11 protein-coding genes are annotated in these 12467 nt (G+C 72.5%); 5 read left to right on the top strand and 6 right to left on the bottom strand.

Features of this window, described 5'->3' with window-relative positions; all coding sequences use genetic code 11:
* The first annotated feature begins 90 nt into the window (after positions 1-90).
* Complete coding sequence (locus OG875_RS04120; protein WP_330172840.1) at positions 91-981, top strand: 2-hydroxy-3-oxopropionate reductase; 891 nt, start codon at positions 91-93, stop codon at positions 979-981.
* A 661-nt stretch (positions 982-1642) separates the two neighbouring features.
* Here the strand turns inward: OG875_RS04120 and gcl are convergent.
* Positions 1643-3430: a glyoxylate carboligase gene (gene gcl / locus OG875_RS04125; RefSeq protein ID WP_330172841.1), complete on the bottom strand. Its 1788-nt coding sequence runs from the start codon at positions 3428-3430 to the stop codon at positions 1643-1645.
* A gap of 193 nt (positions 3431-3623) precedes the next feature.
* Between gcl and OG875_RS04130 the strand changes: the two genes are divergently transcribed.
* Positions 3624-4274, top strand: a complete 651-nt coding sequence (locus OG875_RS04130; RefSeq protein ID WP_330172842.1) for a hypothetical protein — start codon at positions 3624-3626, stop codon at positions 4272-4274.
* Positions 4275-4602: 328 nt separating this feature from the next.
* Positions 4603-5139: a GNAT family N-acetyltransferase gene (locus tag OG875_RS04135; RefSeq protein ID WP_330172843.1), complete on the top strand. Its 537-nt coding sequence runs from the start codon at positions 4603-4605 to the stop codon at positions 5137-5139.
* 113 nt (positions 5140-5252) lie between these two features.
* On the opposite strand, the gene OG875_RS04140 is transcribed toward OG875_RS04135, so the two are convergent.
* Positions 5253-7010, bottom strand: coding sequence for an AMP-binding protein (locus OG875_RS04140; protein WP_330172844.1), 1758 nt, complete (start codon positions 7008-7010; stop codon positions 5253-5255).
* Between the two features lie 153 nt (positions 7011-7163).
* Between OG875_RS04140 and OG875_RS04145 the strand changes: the two genes are divergently transcribed.
* Positions 7164-7985 carry a response regulator transcription factor gene (locus tag OG875_RS04145; RefSeq protein WP_443079243.1) on the top strand — a complete coding sequence of 274 codons (822 nt, stop codon included), beginning with the start codon at positions 7164-7166 and terminating at the stop codon, positions 7983-7985.
* 55 nt (positions 7986-8040) lie between these two features.
* Here the strand turns inward: OG875_RS04145 and OG875_RS04150 are convergent, their stop codons facing one another.
* Positions 8041-8214, bottom strand: a complete 174-nt coding sequence (locus OG875_RS04150; protein WP_330172846.1) for a hypothetical protein — start codon at positions 8212-8214, stop codon at positions 8041-8043.
* A gap of 292 nt (positions 8215-8506) precedes the next feature.
* Positions 8507-9247: a TetR/AcrR family transcriptional regulator gene (locus OG875_RS04155; RefSeq protein ID WP_330172847.1), complete on the bottom strand. Its 741-nt coding sequence runs from the start codon at positions 9245-9247 to the stop codon at positions 8507-8509.
* Positions 9248-9292: 45 nt separating this feature from the next.
* Here OG875_RS04155 and OG875_RS04160 point away from each other — a divergent pair, with 45 nt between their 5' ends.
* On the top strand, positions 9293-10195 hold the full coding sequence (locus OG875_RS04160) for an SDR family NAD(P)-dependent oxidoreductase (RefSeq protein WP_330172848.1): 903 nt from the start codon (positions 9293-9295) through the stop codon (positions 10193-10195).
* A gap of 43 nt (positions 10196-10238) precedes the next feature.
* Here the strand turns inward: OG875_RS04160 and OG875_RS04165 are convergent, their stop codons facing one another.
* Together OG875_RS04165 and OG875_RS04170 are read right to left on the bottom strand one after the other, a co-directional pair.
* Positions 10239-11411: a winged helix DNA-binding domain-containing protein gene (locus OG875_RS04165; protein ID WP_330172849.1), complete on the bottom strand. Its 1173-nt coding sequence runs from the start codon at positions 11409-11411 to the stop codon at positions 10239-10241.
* A gap of 79 nt (positions 11412-11490) precedes the next feature.
* Positions 11491-12264, bottom strand: a complete 774-nt coding sequence (locus OG875_RS04170; protein WP_330172850.1) for a VOC family protein — start codon at positions 12262-12264, stop codon at positions 11491-11493.
* Positions 12265-12467 lie beyond the last annotated feature (203 nt).

The following is a 12467-nucleotide window of genomic DNA, read 5'->3' on the forward strand; positions in this document are numbered from 1 at the left end:
CGAAGCACCGAAGCACCGAAGCACCGAAGCACCGGACCACCGACCACGCAGACGGATCGCGTATCGCGTACCGCGAGAGAGGCATCCCCGATGAGCGCTCTTCCCAAGGTGGCCTGGATCGGGCTCGGCATCATGGGCTCCCCCATGGCCGAGAATCTGATCAAGGCCGGATACTCCGTCACCGGCTTGACGCTGGAGCGGGAGAAGCTGGACCGGCTGGCGGCGGCCGGCGGCACGGTGGCGGGCTCGGTGGCCGAGGCCGTACGCGGCGCGGATGTCGTGGTCACCATGGTCCCCGCCTCGCCCCAGGTCGAAGCCGTCGCCTACGGGCCGGACGGCATCCTGGAGAACGCCCGGCGGGGCGCCCTGCTGATCGACATGTCCTCGATCACCCCGGGAACCTCGATCGACCTGGCCGAGGCGGGCCGGGAGAAGGGCGTCCGCGTCCTCGACGCACCGGTGTCGGGCGGTGAGGCGGGCGCCGTCGAGGCGGTCCTCTCGATCATGGTCGGCGGCGACCGGGCGGACTTCGACGAGGCCCGGCCGGTCTTCGAGGCACTGGGCAGGACCATCGTCCGGTGCGGTCCGCACGGTTCGGGCCAGACGGTGAAGGCGGCCAACCAGCTGATCGTCGCCGTCAACATCCAGGCGTGCGCCGAGGCCGTCGTCTTCCTGGAGAAGTCCGGTGTCGATCTGACCGCCGCGCTGGACGTCCTGGGCGGCGGGCTGGCCGGTTCGACCGTCCTGGCCCGTAAGAAGGACAACTTCATCAACCGCGACTTCGCGCCGGGCTTCCGGATCGATCTGCACCACAAGGACATGGGCATCGTCACCGACGCCGCCCGCGAGGTCGGTGCCGCGCTGCCGGTCGGCGCGGTCGTCGCGCAACTGGTCGCGTCACTGCGGGCGCAGGGCGACGGCGGGCTCGACCACTCGGCGCTGCTGCGCGCCGTCGAGAGGCTGTCGGGCGACCCGGTCTGACCGGACCCGACCCGACCGCAGCGGACCGGAGCAGACCCGAGCCGGCCGCGGCGGAGCAGGCCCGACCGTGTCGGGCCGGAACGGACCACGGGGTACGAGCACCCGGTCCGGCCGGAGTTGTCCGGCCGGGCCCCATCCACTCCGGGTTGTGGCGGCGCTGACACCTGTCCTGTCGCGCCCAGGCGTCGCCGCAGCCCGGGATCCACCGAGGACGACGGCCAACAGCCGTCCCTGCCAGCGGCTCTCGTGAGGGGTGGCCGGTGGGAGGGACTTCCACGGGACCGCGGCGGCGCGCGAGCCAGTGCGGTGGTACGGGGAGCGACGGTCACCTTCCGGCATGAGGGAAGGCAGGCCCGCCCGCCCCCGGTCGCCGCCGCCGCGGTCCCCACGCCTCTTCGGAGGCTCCGTCAGACGCCGTCCGGCGGTGCGCGTGCCTGGTCGCGCCGGCCGAGCACCGCCGGACGGTCCTCGGGGTTGCCCCGTCCACCACAGGAGCCCGGCCGACGAATCGGCCGGGCTCCTGTGCGGCGTACGGCGTGGTACCGCGTGGTACGGCACGGCACGGCGTACGACGGTGGCACGGCATACGACGGGGTACGACAGCGGCCCCCGCACCGGGGTCCCGGGACGAGGAGCCGCGTGACGCACGCCTGACGGTCCGTCAGTCGAGCTGCCGGACCAGCGGCTTGATCTCCGTGGGGGCATGGCCGGGCTCGGTGGCCAGGTCCTCCCACTCGTTGACGCTGTCGATGCTCGTGCCCATCGAGATGTTGGTGATGCGCTCCAGCACCGCCTCGACCACCACCGGCACCCGGTGCTCCGCCGCCAGTTTCTTCGCCTGCTCGAAGGCAGGCAGCAGCTGGTCGGGGTCGGTGACCCGGATCGCCTTGCAGCCCAGGCCTTCGACGACCTTGACGTGGTCGACCCCGTAGACGCCCAGCTCGGGCGAGTTGATGTTCTCGAACTCCAGGTTGACCTGGAAGTTGATGTCCAGATTGCGCTGCGCCTGCCGGATCAGCCCCAAGTAGGCGTTGTTCACCAGCACATGGACGTACGGGATCCGGTGCTGCGCGCCCACCGCCAGTTCTTCGAGCATGAACTGGAAGTCGTAGTCCCCGGAGAGCGCGACCACCGTGGCCTCCGGGTCCGCCTTGGCGACACCGAGCGCGGCCGGGATCGTCCAGCCCAGCGGTCCGGCCTGACCGCAGTTGATCCAGTGGCGCGGCCGGTAGACGTGCAGCATCTGCGCGCCGGCGATCTGCGAGAGACCGATGGTGGTGACGTAGCGGGTGTCGGGGCCGAAGGCGCGGTTCATCTCCTCGTACACGCGCTGCGGCTTCAGCGGGACGTTGTCGAAGTGCGTCCTGCGGTGCAGGGTGCTCTTGCGCTCCACCACGGACGCGATCCACTCCGTACGGTCGGGCAGGACCCCCGCCGCCCGCAACTCCCGGGCCCCTTCCACGAAGAGAGCCAGCGCGTCCTTCGCGTCCGAGGGAAAACCGTAGTCCGGCGCGAAGATCCGGCCGATCTGGGTGGGTTCGATGTCGACGTGGACGAAGGTGCGGTCCGCCGTGTAGACGTCGAGCGCGCCGGTGTGGCGGTTGGCCCAGCGGTTGCCGATGCCGAGGACGAAGTCCGAGGCCAGGAAGGTCTCGTTGCCGTAGCGGTGCGAGGTCTGGATGCCGACCATGCCCGCGTTCAGATCGTGGTCGTCGGGGATGGTGCCCCAGCCCATCAGGGTCGGGACGACTGGGGTGCCGGTCAACTCGGCGAATTCCACGAGCAGTTCGGACGCGTCGGCGTTGATGACACCGCCGCCGGCCACGATCAGCGGGCGCTCGGCGGCGGTCAGCATGGCCAGCGCCTTGGCGACCTGCGCACGGGTCGCGGACGGCTTGTGGACGGGCAGCGGCTCGTACGTCTCGATGTCGAACTCGATCTCGGTGAGCTGGACGTCGATCGGCAGGTCGATGAGGACCGGGCCGGGACGGCCGGAGCGCATCAGATGGAACGCCTGCTGGAAGACGCCGGGAACCTGCGCCGCCTCCAGCACGGTGGTGGCGGCCTTGCAGACCGGACCGGCGATCGAGGCGATGTCGACGGCCTGGAAGTCCTCCTTGTGGATCACCGCGGTCGGGGCCTGGCCGGTGATGCACAGGATCGGGATGGAATCGCCGGTCGCCGAGTACAGGCCGGTGATCATGTCGGTGCCGGCCGGACCGGACGTGCCGATGCAGACACCGATGTTGCCGGCGCGGGCACGGGTGTAGCCCTCGGCCATGTGCGAGGCGCCCTCCACATGGCGGGCGAGCGTGTGGTCGATGCCGCCGGCCCGCTGGAGGGCCTTGTAGAAGGGGTTGATCGCCGCGCCCGGGACACCGAACGCGTCGGTGACGCCTTCGCGCTTGAGGATCTCAACTGCCGCTCGGGCGGCGGTCATTCGAGGCATGGAGTGCTCCTGCTCCGTCCTGGTGGACTCGGGCTCTGTCGCGCCACCTGAGAGCGTCGATTCCGTTCGATTCGCTGGATTCGTTGATTCCGCGATACGGAAAGTTAGTTCTACTATGTGGAATCAAATCTAAGGTGCGGCCCTCTCGTCGTCAAGGGAGGGCCCGGAGGCCCTCCCCAACGGCCGCCCGTTGATGGACGATGAGCGGCGAAAGGCGGTGTCGACGGTGGGAGAGAGCGTTCCGGTCCGCTGTCCCGACTGCGGCCGGGACCACCGGTTCACGGCGGCGGCCTACCCCTGCCCGTGCGGAACGGCCGTCGCGGCGCCCCTCGTGAGAGGCGCGCCCGCCGCCCGGATGACCCGCCGGAGCTGGGACGAGGAGTGGGTGACCGTCAGCTGCGCCGGATGCGGCCGGCTGGACCAGTGGCCCCGGCCCGAACTGGGCTGCCCCTGCGGGACGTTGCTGCGGATACCGGTACGGCCCGTGTCGGTCGGCCCCCAGGGCGACGCGGTGCGTGCCGCCGCGCGCTGCCTGGGCGGGATCGGCTTCCGGGACGTCGTACGGACCGAGGGACAGCCGGTCGGCGTCGATCTGCGCGGTCCGGGCCTTGTCGCCCAGGTCGACCAGGGCCCGCGTCCCGCCGACCGGCGCGCCGTCGAGTGCCTGTGGCTCAACGCGCTGAACGAGTCGGCGGCCGGGGTGTTCTTCTCCCTGGCCGGTTACGAGGACGGGGCCCGGGTACGCGCGGACGCCCTCGGTCTGCCGCTGTTCGTGCTGGACCCGACGGGCTCCCCGCAACCGGTCAACGGCCCGGCGGCCGAACTCACCCGGTCAGGCGCCTGACCGGGCCGGGAACCCCGAACTCGCTCCTCCTGGAGGGGAATCCGGCGACGGCCGACCGGCGACCGGCACGCGGACCCGCACGAAGGGCCGGGCCAGGACCGGAAACCGGGCCCACGGCCCACACGCGAACCCGCGCCACGGGGCCGGACCGGAAACGGGGAGCCGGCATCCGCCCCCGTACCCACGGGATCGCCTCACGCACCGGAGTCCGGCCCGGGGACTCTCGGACGGGCGTCCGCCGACGCACGTCTCCGGGGGACATCGACGGGCGTACGTCGCGAACGCGGAATCCCGGCCGCGCGCGCGGGCGCGCGGGCATACTCTCCCCATGCGAATCCGCCCCGCGGTCCCCGCCGATCTCCCCCGTCTCCAGGACATCGAACGGGCCGCCGGTGAACCCTTCCGCGCCGTCGGCATGGCCGCGATCGCCGACGACGAACCCCCGCCCCTCGACCTGCTGGACCGCTACCGGCTCGCGGGCCGGGCCTGGGTCGGCGACGACGACGCGGGCCGCCCGGTGGCGTATCTGATCCACGACGACATCGACGGTGCCGCCCATATCGAGCAGGTCTCCGTCCATCCCCTGGCGGCGCGGCGCGGGTTGGGCCGCGCGCTCATCGAGCATCTGGCGGGCCGGGCGGCGAGCGCCGGGCTGGCGGGGCTGACGCTGACCACCTTCGCGGATGTGCCGTGGAACGCGCCGTACTACACACGCCTCGGCTTCCGCACCCTCATGGAGAGCGAACTCACCGACGGTCTGCGGGAGATCAGACGCGCGGAGGCGGCGCACGGTCTCGACCACTGGCCCCGGGTCTGCATGAGCCGCACCACGGAGCCGGCTCCCCGGCCCGCCGTTCCTCACTGACTCACTGACTCACTGACTCATGACGTACCGGCTCAGCGGTTCACTCACTTCACCGATCCACACCGTGCCCGGAAGAAGCACCCTGACGATGTGTCAGGTGTGCGCCGGGTGTGTCAACGCGGGTCGCTCTCCTCGTACTCGGCGTCCGAGCCCGCAGCCGTCCACGCGCGCAGTTCGATCCGGCGGATCTTGCCCGAGACGGTCTTGGGCAGGTCCGCGAACTCGATGCGGCGTACCCGCTTGTACGGGGAGAGCACCGCGCGTGAGTGCGCGAAGAGCAGCCGCGCCGTCTCCGGACCGGGCTTCCAGCCGTCCGCGAGGACGATGTACGCCTTCGGCACGTTGAGCCGCAGCGTGTCGGGAGCCGGTACGACGGCGGCCTCGGCCACCGCCTCGTGCTCCAGCAGCGCGCTCTCCAGCTCGAACGGCGAGATCTTGTAGTCGGACGCCTTGAACACGTCGTCGCCGCGGCCGATGTAGGTGATGTAGCCGTCGGCGTCGCGCGCGCCGATGTCGCCGGTGCGGTAGTAGCCGTCGGCCATGGACTCGGCCGTGCGCTCCGGGTCACCGTGGTAGCCGGTCATCAGACCGACCGGGGCGTGGCGGAGGTCCAGGGAGATCTCGCCCTCGGTGGCACCTGGCTCGCCGGTGACCGGGTCGAGGAGTTCCACGACGAAACCGGGGGTGGGGCGGCCCATCGACCCGGCCTTGAGCAGTTGTCCCGGTGAGTTGGCGACCTGGACGGCGGTCTCGGTCTGGCCGAAGCCGTCCCGTACGGTCGCGCCCCACTCCCTGCGGACAGTCTCGATGACCTCGGGGTTGAGGGGTTCCCCGGCGGCGACGACCTCGCGCGGGGGGTCGCGCAGCAGGGTGAGGTCGGCCTGGATCAGCATCCGCCACACGGTGGGCGGCGCGCAGAAGCTGGTCACCGAGGCGCGGTCCATCTCGGCCATGAGGCGGACGGCGTCGAAGCGGGTGTAGTTGTGGATGAAGACGGTCGCCTCCGCGTTCCACGGGGCGAAGAGGTTCGACCAGGCGTGCTTGGCCCAGCCGGGCGAGGAGATGTTGAGGTGCACATCGCCGGGCCGGAGACCGATCCAGTACATCGTCGCGAGGTGGCCGACGGGGTACGAGACATGGGTGTGCTCGACCAGTTTGGGGCGGGCGGTGGTGCCGGAGGTGAAGTAGAGCAGCAGGGTGTCGTCGGCGCGGGTGACCCCGTCGGGTGAGAAGTCGACGGACTCCCGGTGGGACGCCTCGTAAGCCCGCCAGCCGTCGGCGCGCGTGTCGGGCCCGTCGTACGGGCGGCGGGCGGCCCCCTCCGCGTCAACCTCCCGCCCCCCGGCGTCAACATGGGTACCGTCGGAGCCCACCACGATCCGGGTGTACTCCCCCGGCACCTCGGTGAACTTCCCGACGTCGTCGGCCCGCGCGATCACATGCCGCACCCGGCCGCGCGCGATCCGGTCCCGGAGGTCGGGCGCGGCGAGCAGCGGTGTGGCCGGGATGACGACGGCCCGGAGCTTCATCGCGGCGAGGGCCGTCTCCCACAGCTCCGTCTGGTTGCCGAGCATGACCAGGACCCGGTCTCCGGCCGCGACGCCCTGTCCCCGCAGCCAGTTGGCCACCTGGTCGGAGCGGGTGGCCATCTCCCGGAAGGAGGTGACGGCCTCGCTGCCGTCCTCCTCGACGATCCGCAGGGCGGGCCGGTCGTTGCCCGCGGCGATGACGTCGAACCAGTCGAGGGCCCAGTTGAAGTGGTCGGGCCGGGGCCAGACGAAGCCTTCGTACGCGGCGGTGTAGTCCTCCCGGTGCCGCAGCAGGAAATCCCTGGCGGCACGGAACTGCCCGGTCGCGTCGACTGTCGTCATGTGCCCTCCTCGGCATTCGCCCGTTCACTGGCATCGTGTAGTCGGTGACGTGCGTCTCGCCACCCCCTGACGGGGGTGAATCGGCCACGTCCCGCCGGCGGAGAGACCCGAGAGAAGGAAGTCGCGGTGACTGAGGCGATCGAGGCGGTCGAGATGCGTACGGCGCTGCTCACCCTGCGCCGTACGACCGGGCTGCCGGTCGCGTTCGGCGGGATGCTGCACGACGGGCGCCAGGTGCGCATCGCGGAGCTGAACGGCACCGCGACGGGCGCGCTGCGGGGCCTCGCGATCGGTGTCGGGAACGGTCTGGGCGGCAAGTCGATCGCCCTCCAGCGGCCGTGCGCGGTGACCGACTACCGGCAGGCGCGGCACATCAGCCACGAGTACGACGCGGCGGTGGCCGCCGAGGGGCTGCGCTCGGTGGTCGCGGTGCCGGTGATCGTGCGGCGCCGGGTGCGGGGGGTGCTGTACGGGGCGCTGCGGGAGCCGCGGCCGATGGGCGAGCGGGTCTTCGACGCGGCGGTCGCCGCGGCCCGCGACGTGGAGCAGGCACTGGTCGTACGGGACGAGGTGCAGCGGCTGCTGTCCATGACGCGGGAGCCGGTGTACGGGCGGCCCGAGGCGTGGGAGCAGGTCCGGGAGGCGCACAGCGAACTGCGGGCGCTGGCGCCGCGCATCGTGGACGCCGGACTGCGGGACCGGCTGCACGACGTCTGCGGCCGGCTGGCGGGGGCGGGGACGGGCGGGGAGGCCGGGCGTGACGATCCCGGGCAGCGGGTGGTGACGCTGGCGCCGCGTGAGGTGGACGTGCTGGCGTGCGTGGCGGCGGGTTCCACGAACGCGGCGGCGGCCGAGCGTCTGGGGCTGCGGCCGGAGACGGTGAAGGGGTATCTGCGGGCGGCCATGCGGAAGTTGGGCGCGCACACGAGGCTGGAGGCGGTGGTGGCCGCGAGGCGGGCGGGGCTGCTGCCGTAGGGGCGGTCGTTCGGGACGCGACGACGCGGGGAGCCTGGTCGGGTGTCGCGGGCCGTCAGGCGTCACGGGCCGGGTGGGTCGTCGGAGGCCCGGTCCGGCGCTCCGGTCCGGGGGGCAGGGCCGCGTTCACCAGGTGGGTGTTCTCCCGGTACGTCGAGGTGTGTGTGACGCGGCCGAGGTGCCGGCCGTCCGGCGTGCGGACCGCGTCGTTGCCGTAGAAGCCGACCACGAGCGGGCGGTTGGGCCCGCCGTCGGAGGGTGCGTCCCGGAGCCGGTGCTCGGTGCGGACACGCGCGTGGACGGTCGCCCGGTCGATGTCGATGTCGATGTCGAATACGTGACCCGTGATGGGTGGTGCGTCGCCGCGAAGGGCGCGAAGGCGCGGCGGAGGACCTCGACGTACGCGCCGAGCGGCGTCTCCATCGGAGGATGCCCGCGGCCGACTCGAAATCGATCGTGAGCGGGTCGGTGTGCACGAGGCCCGGCAGCTCGGTGAACCCCTTCGTGTCCGCGATGTCGGCTTACCGGCACGGCAGTTGGCTGATCTCGGCGTCATCGGTGGCGTTCATGCGGGGCCCTTCCTCTTCCTTCACCCGGCTTCCTTCACGGGGTGGCGTCGGCGGGTGTTCGTTCGCGACCAAGCGGACGAGGGTGCGGACGAGTTCGTCCGCGGTGGTGCGCAGCCGGTCGGCGTCCAGGTGGCCGCTCAGCTGCATCTCCGCGATGCCGTGGGCGCCGGCCAGCAGCAGGGCGCCGTAGTGCCGGGTGTTCCGCTCCCCCACCAACTCGGCGACGACCGCCAGGAACTCGTCCTGGAAACGGCCGACGGCGCGGAGGCGGTCCGCGACGGGATCGTCCTCCGGTGCGCACAACTGGCGCCGGACGCGGTCGAGTCCCTCGCCGAGTTCCTCGGGGCGGTGCCCCGGGCGCCGGAACAGCATCAGGTACAGGTGCGGCCGGCCGCGCCCGACATCGACGAGCACGCCGAGGGTGCCGCGCAGCTTCTCGGTGGCCGACAGGGCCGGGTCGGTCCGCTGGGCGCGCACCTGGTCGGCGATCCGTGCCCAGTTCTCGGTGGCGACGGCGGTGAGCAGGCTGTCCTTGCCCGTGAAGTGCCGGTACGGCGCTCCCCGGCTCACCCCCGCCCGTGCGCCCACCTCGCGCAGCGTGACGGCTTCGGGGCCGCCGAGGTCGAGGAGTTCGGTGGCCGCGTCGAGAAGCGCGCGGCGGGTGAGGGCGGCGGATTCCGCGCGGGTGACCATGGCGCCCATCATACAGATGACAATGTCATCTGATACTTTCGTGAGATGAAATCGTCAACCGAAACCCAGAAACTGGTGGTCGTCACCGGAGCCTCCGCTGGCATGGGCGCGTCGGCCGCCCGGGAACTGGCCCGCAGGGGATTCCACGTCCTGGCCGGCGTGCGCCGCGACCGGGACGCCGACGCGCTGCGAGCGACCGGCGTCGAGCCGGTGATGCTCGACATCACCGAGTCCGAGCAGGTGGCGGCGCTCGCCGCGCGGGTCGCCGACGACCCGCGCGCCCTGCACGCCCTCGTCAACAACGCCGGTGTCCAGGTGAACGCCCCGGTCGAGGTCCTGCCGCTGGAGGAGTGGCGGCGGGTGTTCGACGTGAACCTGTTCGGCCACATCGCCGTCACCCAGGCGCTGCTGCCCGCACTGCTGCGCGCCGGGGGCCGCGTGATCAACATCAGCTCGATCGGCGGGAAGTACGCCATGGCCACCTACGGCGCGTACGCCGGCGCGAAGTTCGCCCTGGAGGCGGTCAGCGACTCGCTCCGCCGGGAGGTCTCCCCGCTGGGCGTCCAGGTCGTCGTGGTCGAACCCGGCGGTATCCGCACGGAGTTCGCCACGCGCGGGATCGCGACGGCGAACGACCTGGCCGCCCGGATGACACCGGAGCAGCACGAACGCTACGGGGGCCTGGTCCGGGCGAACAACGCGTTGATGGCCTCGGGGACCGCGTCGGGCCTGACCGCCGACGCCGCCGCCCGGGTCGTCGCCAAGGCCGTGACGGTCCGCAGACCGCGTACCCGCTACACCGCCGGCCGGGACGCCGCCCTGATCATGCGGCTGGGCCCGTTGCTGTCCGACCGCGCGCTCGACCGCGTCCTCGCCGCCAACCTGCGCCGCCACTTCCCGAAGGAGGCGGCCGTACGCCCCGCCGGGGCCGCCCCCTCACGGGGGTGACCCGGGCACGTCCCGGCGGGCCCGCGCCGTCCCCCCCGCGAGATCACGCCGACCGGGCGCCGACCGAGGGCGGGAGGAAGTCGGCGAACCGGACCGCGTACGAGGGCGACCGGGACGCGGACAGGGCGCCGAGCAGCCGCCGGCCCTCCTCGGCCACGGCGTCCCGCCGGGCCCGGGTGAGCGGGGCGAACGTCTGTACGGTCAGCGTGCCGCGTTCGTCGCCCTCCGCGCCGTCCTCCAGCCGCCAGACACCGGCGAGGAATCCGTCGACGAGCAGCGTGCGATGGCTCTGGTTGACGGTCCAGGTGCGCCCCCGGTACGCGGCGGGGACCACCCGGGTGCGGTCCGCGTGCGAGAGCAGCAGATTGTCGAACTCGGGGAGGAAGCGCGGCGGGGCCGGGGTGTCCTCGTCCGGCCGGGGCGCGTCGGGGAGGTCGAAGAGTTCGGCGCCGTTCTCGTCCCGGAAGGTGATCAGCCGTTCCCGCAGCCGTTCGAAGACCGGGGCGAGCCTGGTCAGCCGGCACCAGGTCGGGGCGTCCTTGACGGAGGCGGGGCCGAAGGCGGCGAGATAGCGCAGGACGGCGTCGTCGGGGGTGAAGTCCGCCGCCGCGTCGGCGGCCCGTGCGCCGAACCACGCGTGCGCCGTGGTGAGTGTGACCTGCCCGCTGCGGCCCCAGAGTCCGCGCGGGGTGGTCTGGACGAGCGGCAGCAGACAGCGGGCGGCGGTGGCCAGGTACCCGGGGTCGGCGCCGGGCCACCGCCGGGCCAGTGCCGCCTTCAACTCCTTGAGCGGCAGGGGCTGTTCCTCGACGAGTTCCCGGGCGTGGGCGGTGAGCCGGTCCAGGTCCACCCCGGCCGGACCGGACCGGAGGAGCCGCAGCTCCCGGGCGATCTGCGGCTGGGCGAAGGCGCGCAGCGCGAAGCAGTCCTCGGCGGTGTGCGTGTGAAGGGTGGAACGCAGTGTGACCATCCGGCCGACCTCGCGGGAGGCCATCAGCCCGGACAGTTCGCCGGGGTCGAACCCGTCGAGCCTGGCGGCGAGTTGGACGTAGGGCGGCTTCACGTTCTGCGCCTGGAGCCCGACCAGCCGGGTCACGGCGTCCCGGGCGGAGAGGGTCTCGCGCCGCAGCAGGAGCTGGCGCGCGAGGGTGGCGCGGTTGAGCGCGCGGGTGGTGAGCACGGGCCGGGGCGCGCCGTCCGGGGTCTTCGGGGCCATGGTCCGCACCGTACGCGGGCTCGCGGCCAGGTTCTGTCCGCAAGCCCGCGCGTGCCGTGTGTTCTCCCCCGCCGGTCGCTCAGAGCGCGGCGGTGACCGTGAACAGCGCCCCGTCCGGGTCGCGCAGGGTCGCCTCGTCCACCTGGGCCGACGGGCCGGAGCGCAGCACGAGGGAGCCGCCGGAGGCCAGCGCCGACTCGACGGCCGCCGTGACGTCGGGCACGTCGAAGTGCACGTGCCAGCGCGGCCGGATCTGCGGGTCGGGCGCCGCCTGGACGGCTCCGCCGCTGATCCGCGCCAGCGGTTCGTCGCCGTCCAGGAGCACCGACCGGTCCCCCTCGCGCGTCAGGCGCAGCTTCCCCTCGCCCTCGGGCTGCCAGCCGAGCGCGAGTGAGTAGAAACGGCCGGCCCTGGCCGCGTCCCGGGTGCGCAGTTCCAGGGAGGCCGAGCCGCTGCCGCGCCCCACGGACCAGTCGGAGCGCACGGAGCCCTCCCAGATCCCGAAGACGGCGCCGTCCGGGTCGACGGCGAGCGCCGCGCGGCCGGTGTGGAAGGCCAGCGGGCCGACCCCGACCGTGCCGCCGCGCTCCCTGATCCGGGCCGCCGCCTCGTCCACGTCCGTGACGTTGAAGTACGGCGTCCAGGAGACGGCCACCTGGAGCGAGGAGGCGAGCGCCCCGATCCCGGCGACCGGCAGACCGTCGGTGAGCGCCACGGAGAAGTCGTCCCCGAGCCCGGCTCGCCGGTAGGTCCAGCCCAGTACCTTGCCGTAGAAGTCCTGGGCGCCCGTCAGTTCACGCGCCAGCAGGCTCACCCAGCACGGCGCTCCGGCGACTCCCTGTGCTTTCGGCATTCCACTCCGTTCCCTCGGCATCCTCCGCCTTCCGGTAGGACCGCTTCTGAAGGCTAGTGCCCTTACGTGCACGCCAGACACCTTTGAGGGGTTTGAAGGGATGCGGGGAGGGGCGGCGGCGCGGGCGCCACGGCGGCCAGGACTGTCCGCAATATGATCAACCACTTATCATGGGAGCGCTCCCAATGATTGGATGACCATCC

Source organism: Streptomyces sp. NBC_01498 (assembly GCF_036327775.1).
Classification (GTDB): domain Bacteria; phylum Actinomycetota; class Actinomycetes; order Streptomycetales; family Streptomycetaceae; genus Streptomyces.

What these genes read in the sequence shown, in the direction of transcription:
- OG875_RS04120 (WP_330172840.1), top strand. Translation starts at nt 91, where the DNA reads ATGAGCGCTCTTCCCAAGGTGGCCTGGATCGGGCTCGGCATCATGGGC.
- gcl (WP_330172841.1), bottom strand. Translation starts at nt 3,430, where the DNA reads ATGCCTCGAATGACCGCCGCCCGAGCGGCAGTTGAGATCCTCAAGCGC.
- OG875_RS04130 (WP_330172842.1), top strand. Translation starts at nt 3,624, where the DNA reads ATGGACGATGAGCGGCGAAAGGCGGTGTCGACGGTGGGAGAGAGCGTT.
- OG875_RS04135 (WP_330172843.1), top strand. Translation starts at nt 4,603, where the DNA reads ATGCGAATCCGCCCCGCGGTCCCCGCCGATCTCCCCCGTCTCCAGGAC.
- OG875_RS04140 (WP_330172844.1), bottom strand. Translation starts at nt 7,010, where the DNA reads ATGACGACAGTCGACGCGACCGGGCAGTTCCGTGCCGCCAGGGATTTC.
- OG875_RS04145 (WP_443079243.1), top strand. Translation starts at nt 7,164, where the DNA reads ATGCGTACGGCGCTGCTCACCCTGCGCCGTACGACCGGGCTGCCGGTC.
- OG875_RS04155 (WP_330172847.1), bottom strand. Translation starts at nt 9,247, where the DNA reads ATGGTCACCCGCGCGGAATCCGCCGCCCTCACCCGCCGCGCGCTTCTC.
- OG875_RS04160 (WP_330172848.1), top strand. Translation starts at nt 9,293, where the DNA reads ATGAAATCGTCAACCGAAACCCAGAAACTGGTGGTCGTCACCGGAGCC.
- OG875_RS04165 (WP_330172849.1), bottom strand. Translation starts at nt 11,411, where the DNA reads ATGGCCCCGAAGACCCCGGACGGCGCGCCCCGGCCCGTGCTCACCACC.
- OG875_RS04170 (WP_330172850.1), bottom strand. Translation starts at nt 12,264, where the DNA reads ATGCCGAAAGCACAGGGAGTCGCCGGAGCGCCGTGCTGGGTGAGCCTG.